Origin of the sequence: Streptomyces sp. NPDC058697, assembly GCF_042715345.1 — a bacterium.
Classification (GTDB): domain Bacteria; phylum Actinomycetota; class Actinomycetes; order Streptomycetales; family Streptomycetaceae; genus Streptomyces; species Streptomyces liliifuscus.
This window is the reverse complement of record NZ_JBHXSU010000003.1, coordinates 157,622-177,289: the sequence shown is the minus strand read 5'-3', so window position 1 is coordinate 177,289 and position 19,668 is coordinate 157,622. Positions and strand designations below refer to the sequence as shown.

The 19,668-nt window shown below is 69.6% G+C and carries 16 protein-coding genes and 2 pseudogenes; 10 read left to right on the top strand and 8 right to left on the bottom strand.

The annotated features are described in order from the left end of the window. The 5 genes from ACFWXQ_RS08715 (at window position 1) to ACFWXQ_RS08695 (ending at window position 4,656) form a co-directional block, all read left to right on the top strand. Window positions 1-867 (top strand): alpha/beta fold hydrolase, encoded by an 867-nt coding sequence (locus ACFWXQ_RS08715; RefSeq protein WP_383936937.1) that lies wholly within the window; start codon window positions 1-3, stop codon window positions 865-867. Then, the gene (locus ACFWXQ_RS08710; RefSeq protein WP_383936935.1) at window positions 860-1,111 is read left to right on the top strand and encodes a phosphopantetheine-binding protein; all 252 of its coding nucleotides are present in this window, start codon (window positions 860-862) and stop codon (window positions 1,109-1,111) included. The genes ACFWXQ_RS08715 and ACFWXQ_RS08710 overlap by 8 nt, the downstream gene beginning before the upstream one ends. After that, window positions 1,108-1,701, top strand: a complete 594-nt coding sequence (locus ACFWXQ_RS08705) for a 4'-phosphopantetheinyl transferase superfamily protein (protein WP_383936933.1) — start codon at window positions 1,108-1,110, stop codon at window positions 1,699-1,701. The genes ACFWXQ_RS08710 and ACFWXQ_RS08705 overlap by 4 nt, the downstream gene beginning before the upstream one ends. A 139-nt stretch (window positions 1,702-1,840) precedes the next feature. Continuing rightward, window positions 1,841-3,283, top strand: coding sequence for a hypothetical protein (locus tag ACFWXQ_RS08700; RefSeq protein ID WP_383936931.1), 1,443 nt, complete (start codon window positions 1,841-1,843; stop codon window positions 3,281-3,283). A 41-nt stretch (window positions 3,284-3,324) separates the two neighbouring features. Beyond that, window positions 3,325-4,656 (top strand): hypothetical protein, encoded by a 1,332-nt coding sequence (locus tag ACFWXQ_RS08695; RefSeq protein ID WP_383936929.1) that lies wholly within the window; start codon window positions 3,325-3,327, stop codon window positions 4,654-4,656. An 8-nt stretch (window positions 4,657-4,664) separates the two neighbouring features. Here the strand turns inward: ACFWXQ_RS08695 and ACFWXQ_RS08690 are convergent, their stop codons facing one another. Beyond that, entirely contained in the window at window positions 4,665-6,164 is a 1,500-nt protein-coding gene (locus ACFWXQ_RS08690; protein ID WP_383936927.1) for a DHA2 family efflux MFS transporter permease subunit, read from the bottom strand. A gap of 100 nt (window positions 6,165-6,264) precedes the next feature. On the opposite strand from ACFWXQ_RS08690, the gene ACFWXQ_RS08685 reads away from it, so the two are divergent. Beyond that, complete coding sequence (locus ACFWXQ_RS08685; protein ID WP_383936925.1) at window positions 6,265-6,936, top strand: TetR/AcrR family transcriptional regulator; 672 nt, start codon at window positions 6,265-6,267, stop codon at window positions 6,934-6,936. 549 nt (window positions 6,937-7,485) lie between these two features. Next, window positions 7,486-7,821, top strand: coding sequence for a hypothetical protein (locus ACFWXQ_RS08680; RefSeq protein ID WP_383936923.1), 336 nt, complete (start codon window positions 7,486-7,488; stop codon window positions 7,819-7,821). Between the two features lie 7 nt (window positions 7,822-7,828). Here the strand turns inward: ACFWXQ_RS08680 and ACFWXQ_RS08675 are convergent, their stop codons facing one another. The 3 genes and pseudogenes from ACFWXQ_RS08675 to ACFWXQ_RS08665 form a co-directional block, all read right to left on the bottom strand. Then, entirely contained in the window at window positions 7,829-8,422 is a 594-nt protein-coding gene (locus ACFWXQ_RS08675) for a tetratricopeptide repeat protein (protein ID WP_383937045.1), read from the bottom strand. Between the two features lies 1 nt (window position 8,423). Further along, window positions 8,424-8,725, bottom strand: a pseudogene (locus tag ACFWXQ_RS08670) (RNA-guided endonuclease TnpB family protein); the annotation flags it as partial. Next, window positions 8,726-8,883 (bottom strand): annotated as a pseudogene (locus tag ACFWXQ_RS08665) (response regulator transcription factor); the annotation flags it as partial. A gap of 507 nt (window positions 8,884-9,390) precedes the next feature. Between ACFWXQ_RS08665 and ACFWXQ_RS08660 the strand changes: the two are divergent. Beyond that, entirely contained in the window at window positions 9,391-12,720 is a 3,330-nt protein-coding gene (locus ACFWXQ_RS08660; protein WP_386267849.1) for a S8 family serine peptidase, read from the top strand. Window positions 12,721-13,045: 325 nt separating this feature from the next. Here the strand turns inward: ACFWXQ_RS08660 and ACFWXQ_RS08655 are convergent, their stop codons facing one another. Both ACFWXQ_RS08655 and ACFWXQ_RS08650 read right to left on the bottom strand, forming a co-directional pair. Next, window positions 13,046-14,386, bottom strand: a complete 1,341-nt coding sequence (locus tag ACFWXQ_RS08655) for a class I SAM-dependent RNA methyltransferase (RefSeq protein WP_383956174.1) — start codon at window positions 14,384-14,386, stop codon at window positions 13,046-13,048. Between the two features lie 118 nt (window positions 14,387-14,504). Next, window positions 14,505-16,559 carry an APC family permease gene (locus ACFWXQ_RS08650; protein ID WP_383956177.1) on the bottom strand — a complete coding sequence of 685 codons (2,055 nt, stop codon included), beginning with the start codon at window positions 16,557-16,559 and terminating at the stop codon, window positions 14,505-14,507. Between the two features lie 428 nt (window positions 16,560-16,987). Between ACFWXQ_RS08650 and ACFWXQ_RS08645 the strand changes: the two genes are divergently transcribed. Both ACFWXQ_RS08645 and ACFWXQ_RS08640 read left to right on the top strand, forming a co-directional pair. Continuing rightward, window positions 16,988-17,659, top strand: a complete 672-nt coding sequence (locus ACFWXQ_RS08645) for a potassium channel family protein (RefSeq protein WP_383956180.1) — start codon at window positions 16,988-16,990, stop codon at window positions 17,657-17,659. Next, window positions 17,659-18,336: a TrkA family potassium uptake protein gene (locus ACFWXQ_RS08640; RefSeq protein ID WP_143638222.1), complete on the top strand. Its 678-nt coding sequence runs from the start codon at window positions 17,659-17,661 to the stop codon at window positions 18,334-18,336. Before ACFWXQ_RS08645 ends, ACFWXQ_RS08640 begins: the two co-directional genes overlap by 1 nt. A gap of 205 nt (window positions 18,337-18,541) precedes the next feature. Here ACFWXQ_RS08640 and ACFWXQ_RS08635 read toward each other — a convergent pair whose 3' ends face one another. Further along, window positions 18,542-19,261, bottom strand: a complete 720-nt coding sequence (locus ACFWXQ_RS08635; RefSeq protein ID WP_055615459.1) for a DUF3159 domain-containing protein — start codon at window positions 19,259-19,261, stop codon at window positions 18,542-18,544. A 3-nt stretch (window positions 19,262-19,264) separates the two neighbouring features. After that, window positions 19,265-19,663 (bottom strand): OB-fold nucleic acid binding domain-containing protein, encoded by a 399-nt coding sequence (locus tag ACFWXQ_RS08630; protein WP_359943564.1) that lies wholly within the window; start codon window positions 19,661-19,663, stop codon window positions 19,265-19,267. Window positions 19,664-19,668 lie beyond the last annotated feature (5 nt).

Genomic DNA, 19,668 nt, shown 5'->3' with positions numbered 1-19,668 from the left:
ATGTCAATCGTCGAGAACATGTCCCGGCTGGATCTGTCATACCGTGACGACGCGCCGCGAATTCGCACCAGGGAGGGCGTGGAGCTCTATTGCGAGTCCCGCGGTGAAGGCACCGTCATCACCCCGCTCCCCAATCTCGTCGCGACCGCGCCGATCTGGCGCGGGTTCACCGGGGAACTGGCCCAGCACCACCGCGTCCTGGTCTACGACCTGGCCAATCACGGGGCCTCCTCGCGGGTCGAGAAGGAGCCGACCTGGGAGGAGCACGCGGCCGATCTGATCGCGATGCTCGACGCGCTGGAGATCGAGTCGACCTATCTGATCGGCTCGTCCACCACCACGGTCTTCGCCCGGGACATGGCGCTGTGGCACCCGGACCGCGTCAAGGGCCTGGTGCTGTCGGGCCCGGTCTTCGGCCCGCAGGGCATGCGCCGCCAGAAGCAGTTGCAGCGGAACTGGCTGCGGACGCTGGAGAGCCACGGTCTCGCGGCCGTGTTCGACCACCTCTACCCCGAGATGTTCAGCTCGGAGATGAACGAGGCGCTCGGCACCCCGGGCTTCCTGGGGCTGCGGGAGGCCTTCATGGCGGTCTCCGACCCGGAGGAGCTGGCCCAGAGCTTCAAGAGCGCCGCGAACGACACCCACAGCCCCGACCTGCCGCCGCGTATCGCCGCACCCACGCTGGTCGTCGTGGGCGACGACGACCTCCTGCTGAGCCCGACGGGCGCCCAGGAGCTGGCCGACCAGTTCCAGGACGGCACCTGCCGGATCATTCCGAAGGCCGGTCACCAGCCCTTCTTCGACGACGCCGGGGCCTTCCAGCAGATCATCCTCGAATTCGTCAAGGACGTGGAATCGCGTGTCTGACGGGACACTCGAGGTCCGGCAGCGCATCCGGGCGCTGCTCGTCGATCTGTTCGGCAACGACCGCCTCGTCGGCAATGTGTCGGACGCCGTGTCCCTCCGTCAGGCGGGCATGTCCTCCACCGCGCTGGTCAGCCTGCTGGTGGCGATGGAGGACGCGTTCGGCTTCGAATGGGACGAGGACGTCCGGCCCGAGGCGCTCCGCTCGATCGAGTCGCTGGCCGACCACGTCGTGTCGCTGCGTTGACCGAGGCGTACGGAGCGGCGGGGCCGGAGGTTCCCGCCGGCGCGGCTGCGGCCGCGGCGGGCGTATGGCCCCGATGGCGGCCGGTGCACCGGCCGTTCGGGCCGCGTCAGCAGTTCACGGCGGGCCGCCGGGCGGCCTCGGCGGCGCTGGCGGCGGCCGGGGCGGCCGATCGGATCGTCCCCCGTGATCCCGGCGGCCGGCCGCGCTTCCCGCGCGGATTCGCCGGATCCATCTCCCACACCGACCGCCTGGCGGTCGCGGTGGTGGTCCCCGGCGCGGCGGCGGTCGGCGTGGACATCGAGAGCGCGGTCATCAGCCCTCGTGCGACCGCGTTCGTCCTGAGCGGGCAGGAGAGGCTGAAACTGCTGCCGCCGGCCGGAAAATACACGCCGCGTGAGTTGTTCGCGGCCAAGGAAGCGGCTTTCAAAGCGCTGTCCGGCACCGGGTCTCTGGGCGATTTCCTGTTCTGGCGGATCGAATTGCACCCGGCCGACGGCGCTTTGACCGCGTCCTACCGCGGAGTTCCGGTGACCGTATGGATCAACTCCGAAGAGGATCTGTCGCTCGCCCTGGCCATTTCGCCCGGGTGAGTTCTCCACAACTCACGATCACAGATGCAATTGTCACTATTTCCCGATCAATCAGATTGGTAGCCTCCCATTTGGCCGACAGAAAGGCCGACAGAAGGCTCGGGAAATACGCGGCGATCGTGGGGGGCTGGTACGCGTCATGACGAAGCCTAAGGTGCCGAACAGGCTGTTACGGGGACTGCTGGCCGAGGCGGGCTGGACCGAGGACTTCCTCGCCCGGCAGGTCAACGCGGTGGCCGCCGAGTCCGGTGTGGTGATGCGGCTGGACCGGCGGTCGGTGACGCACTGGCTGGCCGGCCGGCGCCCCCGTTCGCCGGTGCCCGAGCTGATCGCCGAGGCGATCTCGCGCGGGCTGCGCCGTCCGGTCGGCCTCGCCGACCTGGGGCTCGCCGGGCCGGCCACCGGTCCGGTCGTCCGGGAGGAGTGGGAGCCGAAACCTCGCTCCCGCGCCGCTGCCGACCGGACGCCGGACGCCGATGCCCCGCCCCCGGACGTCGGTTCGGTACTGACCGGCCTGGCGCAGTCCGGCGAGAGCCGGCGTCGGATGCTGTCCGCCACCGCCTACCGCGTCGCCGCTCTCGACGTGCCCGGGTGGGCGCAGGCCGCGGCCGGTCCGCCCGGGCTGCCGCCCTGGCCGGACCCGTCGTGCGCGCAGCGGCTGGAGCCGGGGCAAGTGGCCACGGCCGAGCAGATGGTACGGCTCTTCTCCGACCTCGACGACTCCTTCGGCGGCGGCCACGCCCGCGCGGAACTGTCCTGCTATCTGGCCTTCGACATCGCTCCCAGGCTCTATGCCGCCGGGACCCCGGCGCTGCGGCGCAGGTTCTTCACGGCCGCCACTCAGCTCACCTATCTGGCCGCGTTCATGTGCTTCGACGACGGGTGCCACGGGCTGGGCCAGCAGTACTACCGGGCCGCTCTGAGGCTGGCCGGCGAGAACAACGACCCGGCCGGCTACGCCGTCACACTGCGGGGGCTGTCGGTTCAGGCGCAGAGTCTGGGGCACCGTCAGCACGCCGTCGACCTCGCCGAGTCCGCGGCGACGATCAGCAGGTCCGCCACCGGCCCGGCCCGCCAGGCGTTCTTCCTGGGCCAGGTCGCGGTGGCCGCCGCCGCCGTTGGGAACCGGCACCACGCGCTGACCGCCATCTCGGCCGCGGAACGGCGTCTGGACCAGGCGTGCTCCCGGACGGCGGCGGACGGCGGCGGCACCCTGGGCCGGTACCACCCCGCGTCGCTGGCGAACCAGGAGGCGGCCGTGCGAACCCTGCTCGGTGACCGTAAGGGAGCGATCGCCACGCTCACCGAAGCCGCCCGCCACCGGCCGCAGCAGGAGCGCCGCTCGCGCGCCCTCGGCCACGCCCGGCTTGCCGGGCTGCATCTGGATCAGGGCGATCTCGACCAGGCCGTCACCGTCTGGCACGCCTTTCTCGACGACTCGACGTTCCTGACGTGCGGGCGCGCCACCACCGCGATGAACGCCCTGCGATCCCGGCTTCATCCGCAGCGCACCCACCGCGCCGTCAGGCAGTTGCTGGTCCGCACCGCCACCGCCTGGACTCCGGAGACGGTGGCCTCGTAAGTGCCGACGACATCCAGTTCAGCCATCCGAGGTGAATGATCATGAATCGAACGATGCGGGTGGAACGCTTCTCCGTCAGCGGGGTCCGGCCGGGGGAGATCGTGGTGGCCACCGGCACAACGCATCCCGAGCGGGGAACGGTCGGCTCGCCCGCGGCTCCGCTGCTCGCCGCGGCGCTGGGACGCGGCGAACCCGATCCCGGTGGACGGCGGATCCGGCTCCATCCGATGGACGGGACGGCAGAAGCCTCCGGCACCGGCGACGCGGTGCTCGTGATGGCCTCCTACCTGGAGCTGGACGGCCGGGCCGTCGGCCTGGGCGCGGCCGCGCACGCGGATGACCGCGCGGCCGTGGACATCTGCGCGGAGCTTGTCGCGCAGTGGGCCGGGCTGTTGCGGTCGCGCCGTCTGCTGGTGGCGGCGCCCGAACCCGACTGCGCGGGTGCCCGGGCGGGTGTCGAGGCCACCCTCCGGGCGGCCCGCGAGGCGCGGCGGGACGTGCCGGTGTACGTGTACGGCCGGCCGGTCGCCGCGGTCGACCGGATCGCGCGGCTCACCGAGGCCGGTGTCGCGTTCGCGGACGATCTGGACGCCGTACCGGACAGCGCAGTGGTGGCGTTCCCGCCGCACGGCGTACCCCTGCCGGTGCGGGCGGAGGCCGCCGCACGCGGGCTCGGGGTGGTGGACACGACCTGCCCGCTGGCCGCTCTGGCCCATCGCGACGTCGAGGTCTATGCCCACCGTGGCGACACGGTGGTGCTGATGACCGGGGCCCGCGACACCGCGGGGGAACTGGTGTCTGTGTCGCAGGCCCCGGAGTCGGTGCTGACGATGCGGGATGCCGCACAGGCGTCCGATCTTCAGCGGTTCGGGGTCGATCCGGAGAGGCTTTCCCTCGTGGTGCAGACCGGGATCGCGGTCGATGACGCGGCCGGGATGATCACTGCTCTGCGCGAGCGCTACCCCCGTGTGCGCGGGCAGCACTACGACGCGCTCTGCTACGCCGCCACCGACCGGGCGGCGGCCGTCCGCTCGGTGGCCGAGGCCGTCGACCTGACGCTGGTCCTGGGGGCCGCCGACGATCCGGACGCCGGTCATCTGGAGGCGGAAGCCGCCGCGGGCGGCCGGGCCGTCCGCCGCCTGGCGGCCGCGGGTGATCTCACGGCCGCCTGGCTGACCGGTGTGAACGCGATCGGCGTGGTTCCCGCCCGGTCGGCCCCCGGGGCTCTGATGCCCCAGGTGCTCGATGCCCTGGCGGGGCTGGGGCCGCTCTCCGTCACCAGCCGGGAGGTCAGGACCAGCCCCCGCCCGGGTGTCGACGGTGCGGCGCCCGGCTTTCCCGCCCTGCCGGGCGGGACCGTCGTCGACGCGTGAGATCCGGTTCATGACGTGGCGTTCGCCGACCGTTCCTCGCCGACTTCGCCGGCCTTCGCTTCGGCCTCCGGCCTGGGCACCTTGACGTTCGGCAGGGCCAGCGCGATCAGGGAGACGACGACCATGACGCCCGCACAGATCAGGAAGGCGACGCTGTACCCGTGAACGAGCGCCTCGACGGGATCGGAGTCGCCGACCGCGTCGGTGGTCGCGGTGGCGGCGATGGTCGACAGCACGGCGAGGCCGACCGCTCCGCCGACCTGGCGGGAGGTGTTGAGCAGCCCGGAGGCCGCGCCGGCGTCCTCGGGATCGACGTCGGAAGTGCCGGTGAGCGTGATCGACAGGAGCAGGAAGCCCAGGCCGATGCCGACGATCAGGGTCGGCCCGAGGATGTGGGCCAGGAAGACCGGGGGACGGGCGGGCACCGCGGCCAGCCAGGCCATACCGGCCGCGACCACGAGCCCACCCATGATGATCAGGTTCCGGGGGCCGAGGACGAGGACGACCTTGCGGGAGACGAAGCCGCCGACGATGACGATGAGGGTCACCGGAACCATGGCCATACCGGCTCGCAGGGCGCTGTAGCCGATGGCCTGCTGCAGGTACAGGGAGATGAAGAAGAAGGACGCGTTGAGGACCACTCCCAGCATGAGCATGATCAGGTTTCCGAGCAGCAGACTGCGCAGTCGGAGCAGCGCCCGGGGGATGAGCGGCTGGGAGCTGGTCAGCTGCACGGCCACGAAGCCCGCGATGAGGACCGCCGCCGCGCCGAGGGCGACAAGGACGTTGGAGGACCCCCACCCGTCCGCCTCCGCCTGCGAGAGCCCGTAGGTGAGCGCCGCGATGCCCAGCGTCACGCAGAGGCTGCCGGGGAGATCGAGCCGGACCGGCTTGGTGCCGACCCGGGCGGGGAGCAGGCACCAGAGTGTCGCGGCGAACAGCGCGATGCCGGGGGGAATGTTGATGAAGAGCACCCACCGCCAGTTCAGCTCGCTGGTGAGCACGCCGCCGAGGAGTACGCCGGCCGTGCCGGCGAACGCGATGGTGATGCTCCACAGGGCCAGGGCGCGCTGCCGCTGGGTCTCGTCGGTGTGACTCGTGGTGATGAGGCTCAGGCTGGTGGGCGTGAGTGCGGCGGCGCCGACGCCCTGGATGAGCCGGGACACGATCAGCATGGTGGGGTCGGTCGCCACGCCGCCCGTGAGGCTGGCGGCGGTGAAGACGATCAGGCCGAACAGGAACACCCGTTTGTGGCCGAACAGGTCGCCCGCCCTGGCGGCCAGCAGTAACAGACCGCCGAGAGTGACCAGATAGCCGGTGACGACCCACTGCTGCTGGCTGACCGACATGTCCAGTGCGTCGCGCATCTGCGGCAGGGCGAGCGTGACGATCGTGGTGTCGAGCACCACCATGAAGAGCGCCACGCACGAGATGGCCACCACGACGCCGAGCGGCAGATTCGGCCGCAGGACCGCGGGGGTGGGAGGTGACTCTGAGGATGCAGACATTGCGCCTCCTGGTGAACGTCGTTCACCGTGAACGTCGTTTACTGTGAACAGCGTTTACGCTAGCTATATGATTCGGGGGTTGTCAACGATGGAGCGACGCATGCTGCTGCGAAAGGCCGACGTGGTCGAAGGGGCCCTGAAGTTTCTCGACACCGAAGGGCTGGACGGACTGACCATGCGCAAGCTCGGTGCTGCGCTCAACGTGCACGGAGGAGCCCTCTACCGGCACTTCCCGAACAAGGCGGCCCTGCTGGAGGCGATGGCCAACAAGCTCACCGAGGGGGTCGGGGTCCCCTTGCCCGAGGCTCCCTGGCGCGAACAGATCTATGTCCTGGGCCAGCGGTTCCGGACGGCCATGCTGTCGCACCGGGACGGAGCGCGCCTGGTCAGCGGCACCCATGCCACCGGCGCCAACTCGATCACCGCCGGGAGTCTCGTCGTCGACGTCCTCTGCGGCACGGGCCTGGCCCCCGCCCAGGCCGGATCGCTGGCCTTCTCCCTCTACTACTACGTACTCGGCCACACCATCGACGAACAGAACCAGGCCCACGCGCCGGACGAGGGGTGGCAGAGCGGTGAGAACCAGCTCGCGAGCGCGCTGTCGCCCCAGTACGCGGAGGCCTTCGACTCCCTCATGAGCACCGACCCGGCGGAACGGTTCGCGTACGGGCTCAACACCTTCATCGAGGGCGTCGCAAGCCGGATCCCGCCGACGCCCCCTACCGCACCCCGGACACCCGCCCCACCCGCGTCCGGTACTGGGCCGCAATGACCTGAGCCTCGGTGAGGGCGAACACGTCACCGAGGCACTTGCCGTTCCCGGTGCCGAGGGGCAGGTAGCTGTCGGGGGCGTCGAAGCAGCGGGCGTCCCGGTTCAGCAGGAAGGGGCTGTACGACAGCTCGGTGCCGGCCGGTACGGGCAGCCCACCAAGCGTGGTGTCGACGGCCGTCGCCCGAACGGCGGTAGCGGTCGATGGTCTCCTGCACCACCTGGTGCAACTGCGCCTCCGCCCGCTTGTAGCTCTGGTTGCCGGGAGTGGGCAGGCAGGACAGGGCCGTCGGGAGACCGTGGTGGCCGCCCATCGACGACCAACAGCAGGCGCTTGGCCGTCACGGTGGAGTCCGTGGATGTCAATAGACGTCTGGTCGCCGTGAACTCCGACGCCTACGAGGACAACCTCGCCCGCGCCCTGGACAATCTCGCCGCACGGCTCAGCGAGGCGGACCGCTGGGACGAGGCACTCCCTCCCGCTCCGGAGCCGTCGAAATCCGCCGCCGTCAGGTCGGACGCTTTCCCGGAGAGTATGAGCCGGTCCTCGCCATGGCCCTGGACAACATCGGCCGCCTACTCACGCGGAGCGACCGGGGGGCCGAGGCGTTGGACTGCTCCCGAGAGGCCCTCGCCCTGTATCAGTCGCTGGCCACACAGCACCCCGACGCGCATCTGCCTGGCCTCGCGGACGCCTGCCACAACCTCGCGGTACGGCGGATGGTCATGCGGCAGCGCAGCAATCCGCTGCCCGAGGCCGCGGCCGAACGCGTACGCCAGGAACTGGGGCTACCGACCACAACGTCCGGGGAGCGATCGAGCGAGTCGGACCCCTCCGTGCCGTTGTGCTCCCTGTCGGATTTCGCCGACTCGCTGACCTCGTCGTGAAACGTCATCAGCGCGGCTCACTCACGGGCGCTTCGGACAGCCGAACCGTCCGACGCGTCGACCAACTGGTTGATAACCGCAGCAAGTTGCCGTACGGCCATGAGGTCGTCCTGATACACGTCGGGAAGGTCGGACGCCAGCCGCGAGTACAGCCGTACCGCCCCTCCTCGATCTCGCCCGACGCATCGGGCAGGTCGTGATCGCCCCGCAGCCGGATGCCTGCCATCCACCACAACAACCTGGCGAGTTGGGGCTCGAAGGCCTTCGGGTGTCGACTCACCAGCTCACGTCTGAGCGCCAAAGCCTCCTCGGCCCCGCGCACGGCACCGGACCAGTCTGCCCGGTCGGCCAGATCGGCTCCCAGATTGCTGAGCGCTGAGGCGAGTCGAGGAGCGTGGGCTTCTCGGTTGCCCTCTACAGCGACGGTGCGCGGTGGACGCTGGGGTCGCGGCTGGGGCACCTCCTGCAGGATCTCGAACACCTCGCGGCGGAAGCCGAAGGCCGGGAGCGGGAGAGGGAATTGCGCGAGGCAGAGCAGCGGCGGCGCTGGTATGCGGCCGTCGCCCTGGCTCGCGAGCAGCAGGTCGAGCCGGACGAGCATGACGCGTCCATCGTGGTGTACGCAGAGTTCACGACGTGGATGTCCCGCCGTGCTTGCGGCCCATCTCGGTCAGGGCCCGTTTGGTGGCGCCGACGGCGGCGTCGACGGCCTTCCTGGCCATGCTGGTCCTGGCGAGGAATTTCGGCTTGAAGTCCTCGACAGCGATCGCGTCGTGGTGAGTCACGACGGACTTGGCCCTTTTGCGGCCGGTGTCCTGCCGCTGCGGGCGATCTTCTGGTACGTCTTCGCCCGCCACTTCCTGGCCCCACGGTAACCCTTGGAAGCCGCTTGCCCCTTGGCGGGCATCAAGTCCAGTACGACCAGGGCGTATTCGCCGGTCCGGGCCATCCACAGTCCCTGCCGGCCGTCATGGGCGAAGTCGACGCTGTAACCCTCGGCGGTCAGACCGTGTGCAGAGTGTGGGCAAGATCCACCGCGTCTTCGACCACCAGGATGCGCATGCGGTGCAGCCTCGCACAGCGCCGGCCCGCCTTCCTGATCGGCCGGTCAGGTTGGATCAGCATCCGGTCAACGAGGTCCTGGCACGCTGGCGGAGCGTTTTCGCCACTGCTGAAAGGCCCTGCCACACGTGTCCGTTGCTGAACATGCCCCCGCTGCGGCCAGGACGGTTCCCCCGCCCGCACGCGCCCGTCGTCAGTCACCGCTCCGGCCTGTGACCGATGGCGGTCCCCAGCCTCGGGCGCGTCTGCGGTGACGCGGGGGTGCTTGCTGAGCCGAGGCGGTCAAGCTCAAGGGCACGACGGGCCATCATCACGCCACAGGCGAAGGGGAAGTCCGAGCGGGCGGGCGAAAGCGAACCCTTGTCCTTACGAGCCGGCATGAGGAACACCGCGTCAATGGCGAAGCGGGCGGCGGCAAATTTACGCCTGAACAGCAGAAAGCCAGCGATTACACCCGGAAGACAACAAGTTCTCAGACAGCCTCCAGGGGGAGACTTGCGCAGACAAGTGAAAAGAGCGTGCGCGGCCACGATCGCCACGGCGGCAGCCGTGGCCCTGGCGGCGGGCATGACCAGCCCGGCGTCGGCGGAGCCCGAGCGTGCAGCCAATGACCCGGCCGGCGCCTCGGCCGTGCAGACCGCGCCCAAGCACCGCATCACCCTGATCACCGGCGACCGTGTGGTCGTCGACGCCAAGGGCCGCGTCGTCGGCCTGGAGCGGGCCAAGGGCCGTGAGGGGATACCCGTCCAGGTCCGCACGGCCGGCGGGCACACGCTCGTCGTGCCGGCCGACGCCGCGCGGCTGATCGCCACCGGCAAGCTCGACCAGCGGCTCTTCGACGTCACCGAGCTCAACAAGTCGGCCAACCGCAAGGCCCAGAAGCAGGGCCTCAAGCTGATCGTCGGCTACCGCGGCGCGGCCGCGGCGGCGAAGGCGGACGTCCGTGACGCAGGTGACACCGAGGTCCGCAGGACTCTCAAGTCGCTGAACGCGGACGCGGTCCTGACGCCCAAGGGCGACGCGAGCGACCTCTGGGCCGCGGTCACCGACGCGCAGGGCGGCAACGCGCGCACCGCCTCCGGTGTCGCCCACGTGTGGCTCGACGGGGTCCGCAAGGCCAGCCTCGACAAGTCCGTCCCGCAGATCGGCGCCGACAAGGCCTGGGCCGCCGGGTACGACGGCAAGGGCGTCAAGATCGCCGTCCTCGACACCGGTGTCGACAGGACCCACCCGGACCTCAAGGAGCAGGTGGTCGGGGAGAAGAACTTCTCCACGTCCCCCGACGCGACCGACAAGTACGGCCACGGCACGCACGTGGCGTCCATCGCGGCCGGTACGGGCGCCAAGTCCGCGGGCAAGTACAAGGGCGTCGCACCGGGCGCCAAGCTGCTCAACGGCAAGGTGCTCGGCGACGACGGCTCCGGCGACGACTCCGGCATCCTCGCCGGCATGGACTGGGCGGTCGAGCAGGGCGCCGACGTCGTGAATCTCAGCCTCGGCGGCGGGGACACCCCCGACATCGACCCGCTGGAGGCCCAGGTCAACAAGCTGTCCAAGGAGAAGGGCACCCTCTTCGCGATCGCCGCGGGCAACGACGGGGCCGAGCAGACGATCGGCTCCCCGGGCAGCGCGGAAGCCGCGCTCACCGTGGGCGCCGTCGACGACAAGGACAAGCCGGCCGAGTTCTCCAGCATGGGCCCCGGCCTCGATGGACAGATCAAGCCCGACGTGACCGCGCCCGGCGTGGACGTCACGGCCGCCTCGGCCCCGGGCAGCGTCATAGCCCAGGAGGTCGGCGAGAAGCCGGCCGGCTACGTGAGCATCTCGGGTACGTCGATGGCCACCCCGCATGTCGCGGGCGCCGCGGCGATCCTGAAGCAGCAGCACCCCGACTGGACGTACACCCAGCTCAAGGGCGCGCTGACCGGCTCCGCCAAGGGCGGCGCCTACACGCCGTTCCAGCAGGGTTCGGGCCGGATCCAGGTCGACAAGGCCATCAGGCAGACCGTGGTCGCCGACCCGACGTCGGTGAGCTTCGGCATCCAGCAGTGGCCGCACACCGACGACACCCCGGTCACCGACAAGGTCACGTACAAGAACCTCGGGAAGACCGATGTCACGCTGACCCTCGCGGCGACGGCCACCGACCCGAAGGGGCAAGCCGCACCGGCCGGCTTCTTCACGCTCGGCACCAAGACGCTGACCGTCCCGGCGGGCGGCACGGCCTCCGCCGACCTCACGGTCGACACGAAGCAGGGCGGCACGCTCGACGGCGCCTACTCCGCGTACGTGACCGCGACGGGCGGCGGCCAGAGCGTACGCACGGCGGCGGCGGTGCAGCGCGAGGTGGAGTCGTACGACGTCACGCTGAAGTTCCTTGGCCGTGACGGCAACCCGGCGAAGTACTACGGCACCAGCCTGGACGGTGTCTCCGGGCTGGCACAAGGCAAGTGGTACGCGCCCCACGACGAGTCCGGCACCGTCAAGGTCCGTGTTCCCAAGGGCGGTTACATCTTCAACTCGTCCGTCTACGTCGACCCGGATGACTCCGCCAAGGGCTTCGACTGGGTGACGCAGCCGAAGCTGAGCATCACCAAGAAGGCCACGATCACGGTGGACGCGCGGACCGCGAAGCGGGTGGACATCGCCGTGCCCGACGCGGCGGCGAAGTCGGAGGTCGCTACGCCGTTGTACACCGTCGGCGTGCCGGACGGCAGTAACTCGTACGGCTGGTGGCTGGACTCGTACGCCAACTTCCGTACCGCGCACGCCGGCCCGCCGATCACCGACGGCAGCCTGTACCAGCAGTGGGGCGGTCACTGGGTCAAGCCCGCCGAGGAGTACGACACCCTCGCCGGCGGCAAGGTCAAGCAACTCGCCACCGGTTACACCAAGCGCTACAAGGCGAGTGAACTGGCCACGGTGAAGACCGGTCTGGGTGCCTCGTCGAGCGGCAAGAAGGGCGTGATCTACGCCTGGGGCGAACTGCCTGGCAGTACAAGCACCTTTGCACCCGGGGTCCAGCAGACGCTGCCCGGCACGCGCACGCTGCGCCTGTCCACCGCGGGCGGGGCGAAGTGGAAACTCGACTTCGAGCAGCACGGCGGGGTCGACGAAGACGGCTCACCGATCGTCGAGGCCGTCTACACGCTCGGCGCTCCGCAGACCCTCAAGGCCGACAAGAGCTACGAGAAGACCTTCAACACGGCGGTCTTCGGCCCGCGCATCGGTTCCGGCCTGGGCATCTACCGCGAGGGCAACGGCATCTACGGCTACCTGCCGCTGTTCGCCGACGGCAAGACCCACGTCGGCGGGTCGCTCTACTCGTCGGCCACCACGACCCTCTACCGCAACGGCGCCAAGGTCGGCTCGAACAGCGACCCGCTGGAAGGGCAGGGCGTCTTCAAGGTCCCGGCCGGTGACGCCGCGTACAAGCTGACCACCTCGGTCAAGCGCAGCGTCAAGATCGCCGCGGCCTCCACCCGCGTCGACGCCAGCTGGACCTTCCGCTCGAAGAAGGCCGACCTGGCCAAGCTGCCCGCGTCCGCGATCCGCTTCGACGCGGCCGTCGGACTGGACAGCAAGGTCCCGGCCGGCAAGAAGGTCTCCGTCCCGGTGACCGTCCAGGGCTCGGCAGCGGGCTCGAACCTGAAGTCCCTGTCGGTGTACGTGTCGTACGACTACGGCCAGACCTGGAAGAAGGTCACCGTCAAGAACGGCAAGATCGCGGTCACGAACCCGGCCAAGGGCAAGGGCATCTCGTTCCACGCCAAGATCGCCGACAAGAAGGGCAACAAGTCGACGATCTCGATCTACAACGCGTACTACGGGAAGTGACCTGATCCGGTGGATCACCGACAGGCTCGCTGAACGGACAGAGTCCGACGACTCCATCGTTTGTGTAGGCCACGGATGCCTGCGGCCTGCACCACCAGGAGACCAAGAACCCGCCGAGAACTACTCATAAGCGGCTGGGCACAACTACTTGGGATCGCGAAATTCCCAGCGGTACCCCTCAGCCGGACTACGCATCAAATCGCCTGACCAACAACGAACCACGACTGACACCCCATCAGAACGAGCGTCACGGGCGTCATTTCAGCGTCAAGATATCGCCCGTGACGCCCGCACCGCACATAATGCGCACGCACAAAACCGCAGGTCAGGAGCCCTTCGCGGCAGGTTCAAGAATCGCGACGCACTCAACGTGGTGGGTCATGGGAAACAAATCAAACGCCCGCAGCGTCCGCACCCGATACCCCCCATCGCGGAAGTACGCCAGGTCCCGCGCCAGCGCGGCCGGGTCGCAGGCCACGTACGCGATCTTGCGGGCGCCGAGGGAGGCGAGGTGCTGGACCGTCTTCTTGCCGGCGCCGGCGCGGGGCGGGTCGAGGACGATGAGGTCGACCTCGGTGATGCCGGTGCGCGGGAGGACCGTCTCGACCTTGCCCTGTTCGATGCGGACGCGGTCGAACGCGGCGAGGTTGTGCTTGGCGTCCTCCACCGCACGCTTGCCGGACTCGATGCCGAGGACCGCGCCCTTGTCGCCGAGGCGGTCGGCCAGCGCGCCGGCGAAGAGGCCGACGCCGCAGTAGAGGTCCAGGGCCATGTCGCCCTTGCGCGGGAGCAGGCCCTGCATGACGGCCTTGACGAGCGTGTCGGCCGCCATCGGGTGGACCTGCCAGAAGCCGCCGCTGCCGACCCGGTGCGTACGGCCGTCGGCGCGCTCGCGGACGAAGGCGCGGCCGTGGACCTTGTGGATACCGCCGTCGTGCTCCTCGACGCGCATCACGGAGACGGGCTTGTCGAGTTCGACGAGGGGCAGGCGGGCGCCGGGCCGCGGTTCGAGGATCACCATGCGGTCCTGCGAACCGGTCGCCGCGATCGCCTCGACCGACTCCATGCCGGACCAGTCGCGCTTCTCGATGCCCAGCTCGGAGACCCCGGGCGCGGCGATCATGCAGTGCTCGATCGGCTCGACCTCGTGCGAACGGTGGCGGCGCAGACCGGCGTTGCCGTCCTCGTCGACCGCGTACTGCACGCGCGTACGCCAGGCGGGTACGTCACCGGCGGGCAGCTTGTCGCCCTCGGCCGGCATCACCGTGCCGTCCCAGCCGGCCTCCTCCGGGGTGAGGCCCGCGAGCCGCTGGAGCTGCTCGGCGACGACCTCGCCCTTGAGCCGCCGCTGTGCGCCCGGCTTGGCGTGCTGCCAGTCGCAGCCACCGCAGCGGCCAGGACCGGCGTACGGACAGGGCGCCTCGACGCGGTCCTTGGACGCCTCCAGCACGGTCACCGCGTCCGCCCGCAGGAAGCGCGAGTCCTCCTCGCCGTCCGTCACCCGTGCGACGACCCGCTCACCGGGCAGCGCGTGCCGCACGAAGAGGACCTGGCCGGCGTCCGTACGGGCGACGCAGTGCCCGCCGTGCGCGACGGGGCCGATCTCGACCTCGTACTCCTGACCCACGAGCGACCCCGCCGGCGATTTCTTCGGTTCTGCCTGCATGGCGGGGTGACTCCAGATGCGAAAGGGGAACGAACGGCCAAAGCGGCCGGACCACAGCCCACCAGTCTACGTGGACACCGCCCGGCCGCTCACCACGAGCCCGCAAGCCCCCTGATTCTCAGCTCTTCGTCGGAGACGACGGCTCCTTCGGCCGGTCCTCGGCCGGCCCGCGCCGCACGGAACCCGGCGCGTTCCAGTCCTGCCGCTTGCGGGCCCGCTTCTTGGCCACCTCGGAGGACTCCAGCTGGTACGGCACGGACGTCACCATCACGCCCGGCGTGAACAGCAGCCGCCCCTTGAGCCGCAGCGCGCTCTGGTTGTGCAGCAACTGCTCGTACCAGTGGCCGACCACGTACTCGGGGATGATCACCGACACCGCGTCACGCGGCGACTCACGGCGCAGCCCCTTCACGTACTCGATGACCGGCCGCGTGATCTCGCGGTACGGCGAGTCGAGGACCTTCAGCGGTACGTCGATGCCGCGCCGCTCCCACTCCTCGCGCAGGGCCTTCGTCTCGGCCGGGTCGACGTTGACGCTGAGCGCCTCCAGGGTGTCGGAGCGCATCAGCTTGGCGTAGGCGAGGGCCCGCAGCGTCGGCCGGTGGATCTTCGAGATCAGCACGACGGAGTGGACGCGGGAGGGGCGCACGCTGTCGTCAGACGGGCCCTCGGGCGCGGCGATCTCCTCGGCGACCCGGTCGTAGTGCTTCCGGATCGCGGACATCGTGGCGTAGAAGATCACCATGCCGAGCAGTGCGACCCAGGCGCCGTGCGTGAACTTGGTGACGAGGACGACGACCAGGACCAGGCCGGTGAAGAAGGCGCCGAACGCGTTGATCGCCCGGGAGCGGACCATGTGGCGGCGCTTGGCCTGGTCCTTCTCGGTGGCCAGGTGGCGGTTCCAGTGCCGGACCATGCCGGTCTGGCTGAGCGTGAAGGACACGAACACACCGACGATGTAGAGCTGGATGAGCCGCGTCGAGTCGGCGCCGTAGACCCAGACGAGCAGGATGGCCGCGCCGGCCAGCAGCACGATGCCGTTCGAGAAGGCGAGCCGGTCGCCACGGGTGTGCAGCTGGCGCGGCAGGTAGCGGTCCTGCGCGAGGATCGAACCGAGCAGCGGGAAGCCGTTGTACGCGGTGTTCGCGGCGAGGAAGAGCACCAGCGCGGTGGCCGCGGCGAGCAGGATGAACAGGAAGCTGCCGTCGCCGAACACGGCCTCGGCGACCTGGGAGATCACCGGGTTCTGGACATAGTCGGAGCCGACCTCGACGCCGTTCTTCAGCAGGTCGTGCGCGGGGTTCTCGGCCATGCGGACGTTGGTCGCCATGGCCAGGCCGATGATGCCGCAGAACATGGTGACGGCGAGCAGGCCCATGGCCGCGAGTGTGCTCGCCGCGTTCTTGGACTTGGGCTTGCGGAAGGCCGGGACGCCGTTGGAGATCGCCTCGACGCCGGTCAGAGCGGCGCAGCCGGAGGAGAAGGCGCGCAGCAGCAGGAAGACGAGGGCGAAGCCCGCGAGCCCCTGGTGCTCGGCCTTGATCTCGAAGTCGGCGGTCGGCGCCTTCATGGTGTCGTCGAGGACGAGCCCGCGGAAGGCACCCCACGCGATCATCAGGAAGACGCCCACCACGAAGACGTACGTCGGGATCGCGAAGAGCTTCCCGGACTCCTTGACCCCGCGCAGGTTCATCAGCGTGAGCAGCACGATCACGGCGATCGCGCAGAGCACCTTGTGCTCGACGACGAACGGGATCGCCGAGCCGAGGTTCTCGATGCCGGACGAGATCGACACCGCGACGGTCAGGACGTAGTCCACGAGCAGCGCGCTGGCGACGGTGAGCCCGGCCTTGGGGCCGAGGTTGGTGTTGGCCACCTCGTAGTCGCCGCCGCCGCTGGGGTAGGCGTGCACGTTCTGCCGGTACGAGGCCACGACGGTGAACATCAGCACGACGACCGCGACCGCGATCCAGGGGCTGAAGTGATAGGCCGACACACCCGCGATGGAGAGGACGAGGAGCACTTCCCCGGGTGCGTACGCCACGGAGGAGAGCGGGTCGGAGGCGAAGACGGGGAGTGCGATGCGCTTCGGCAGGAGTGTCTCTCCGAGCCGGTCACTGCGCAGTGCGCGCCCGATCAAGATCCGTTTGGGCACGTCGGTCAGTTTGGACACGCAGAGGATCGTAAGCGGTCGAACACGGCCACGCCCACCCTCCCCCGCCCTCGGCATTGCCCGGAGGACGGAGCGGCCGTCCTTCGTCTGCCCTCCGAGTGAAATCCCGTACGGGCCCGGTTGCGGATTCCGCCGCCGGGCGAAGCCGCATGCCTATATGAAAAAAGCCAAAACTTTGCCGCCCCTTGCCACTTCATGGAGGTTCCATGCACGCCACCGCGGAACTCATCGGCGCCGCCGCCGGACTCGTAGGCCTCGGGATCCTCACACTCGTCAGCGTGCGCAGCATCAGCCGCCGCTGATCGCCGGGATCCCGCGGGCGATCGTGCACGGGGGTGCCCCCCGCGGACCGCGCGTGTGTAGCTTGGGCGGCGGTCTGAGACCCTGTTCCAGCCTGAGCAGTAACTTTTCACACCGGAAGGACGGTCGTGCACATCGTCATCATGGGCTGCGGAAGAGTGGGTTCCGCTCTTGCCCGGACCCTGGAGCAACAGGGGCATACGGTCGCCGTGATCGACCAGGACCCCACCGCCTTCCGACGACTGGGCTCCGGGTTCGGCGGCCGTCGTGTCACCGGCATCGGTTTCGACCAGGACACCCTGCGCGAGGCGGGCATCGAGGACGCCGGTGCCTTCGCCGCCGTCTCCAGCGGTGACAACTCGAACATCATCGCCGCCCGGGTGGCCCGCGAGATGTTCGGCATCGAGAACGTCGCGGCGCGTATCTACGACCCCCGCCGTGCCGAGGTCTACCAACGGCTGGGCATTCCGACGGTCGCCACCGTGCGCTGGACCGCCGACCAGATGCTGCGCCGGCTGCTGCCGTCGGGTTCCGAGCCGCTGTGGCGCGACCCCACGGGCGGGGTGCAGCTCGCCGAGGTGCACGCGTCCACGGCGTGGGTCGGCCAGCGGATCAGCCGGCTCCAGGAGGAGACCGGTGTGCGCGTGGCCTTCCTCACCCGGCTGGGCGAGGCGGTGCTCCCCACCTCGCAGACGGTGCTGCAGGAGGGCGACCTGGTGCACGTGATGATGCGTACGGACGACGTCGAGAAGGTCGAGGCGTCGTTCGCCGAGGGCCCCGAGGAAGAAGGCGGTCACTGATGAGGGTCGCCATTGCCGGTGCCGGTGCGGTGGGCCGCTCGATCGCGGGCGAGCTCCTGGAGAACGGGCACGAGGTCCTGCTGATCGACAAGGCACCGACCGCCATCTCGGTCGAGCGCGTCCCGCAGGCGGAGTGGCTGCTCGCCGACGCCTGCGAGATCACTTCGCTGGACGAGGCCGCGCTGCAGCGGTGCAACGTGGTCATCGCGGCGACGGGCGACGACAAGGTGAACCTCGTCGTCTCGCTCCTCGCCAAGACGGAGTACGGGGTTCCGCGGGTCGTCGCCCGCGTCAACAACCCCAAGAACGAATGGCTGTTCAACGAGTCGTGGGGCGTGGACGTGGCCGTCTCGACCCCCCGTCTGATGTCGGCCCTGGTCGAGGAGGCGGTGAGCGTCGGCGACCTGGTCCGCCTGCTCCGCTTCAGCCACGGCGACGCCAACCTCGTCGAACTGACCCTGCCCCCGGAGTCGGCCCTGGCCGGCACCCAGGTCGGCGAAGTGGCCTGGCCCGAGGACACGTCCCTCGTCACCATCATCCGCGGCACCCGGGTCCTCACGCCCACCCGGGAGGACTCCCTGGAAGCAGGCGACGAACTCCTCTTCGTGGCGGCCCAGGCCCGCGAGGAACAGCTGGAGGACCTGCTGTCGGTACGCCGCGAGGAGACGACGGGCTGACGGCGGACGGCTGTCGTACAGAGACAAATGGAGGGGCGCTCGGAGACATCTCCGAGCGCCCCTCCATTTTCAGCTTGATCCGGCTCTACGTCTCAGCCTGGTCCGGCACCATCCAGCCCGTCCGGCGTTTGAGGACGAGGCCGTTCAGGCCGACAGCGGGGGTCTGGGGGCGCAGCCCCCAGCGGCCCACACAGGCACCGGGTGCCTAATCCGCAGACCGAGCCGCCGCTTCCCGCTCCTTCTCGGCGCGCTCCTCCGCCTCCATCTCAGCAAACACATCGATCGGCGGCGGAGCCTTCGCCAGGAAGACCCACGTGAGCCAGACCGCGAGCAGGAAGGGCGGGATCTTCAGGGCGATCAGGACCCAGCCGAACTGAGTCGTGTCGGCCCACCAGTACAGCGGAAACAGAATCGCGCACTTGGCGAGCAGGATGAGCCCCCAGGCCCAACTGGCCTTCGCGTAAGCCGTCTTACGACCAGGGTTGCGCGTACGCCAGGAGAGGTTCTCCTTGAAGACCGGGCCGAGAATGAGCCCGATCAGCGGAACTCCCGCGAGCGTCGTGATGATGTAGGCGAGGGCGAGTCCGAGCGTGTAGAGCATGCCCGGCAGATAGAAGTCCTTCGCGTTGCCCGTCATCATCGCGAAGACCACGCCGAAGGCCACACCGAAGACGCCGCTGAAGGCGTGCTTGACGGTGTCCTTCATGACGAGGCGGACCACGACCAGCAGGATCGAGACACCGAGGGCCGCGATGGCCGCCGAGTGCAGATCCTTGTTGATCGTGAAGATCGTGACGAAGAGCAGGCCCGGCAGGACCGTCTCGATCATGCCCCGCAGACCGCCGAACGCCTCGAAGAGCGCGGCCTCGGTCACCGCCCGCGAATCCCGCTGGGCGTCTTCGGTCGGCTTGTCGAGCGACGTCACCGGCTACTCCCGTCCGAGGGGTCTGAGTTCGTATTTGGGATTGAACAGCACCCGGCGGCCCCGGCTCATCGAGATCCGGCCCGATGCGATCAGCTTGCGCCCCGGTTCTATCCCCACTATGGAGCGCCTGCCGAGCCACACCACGTCCAGGGCGGCCGAACCGTCGAACAGCTCGGCCTCCAGGGCCGGGACACCGGCCCTCGGGCGCAGGGTGACCGTGCGCAAGGTACCAGTAACGGTGACCACCTGTCGGTCCCGGCAGTCACCTATACGCGTACAGCCCGCGGTCTCCGTGTCCTCGCGCAGCTCCTCCGACTCCAGGTCCTCCTGGGACGAGGAGAGCCGGTCGAGCATCCGCCGGAACCGGCCCGCCGGCTTTTCGGAACGAGGAACAGCGCTCATATCCG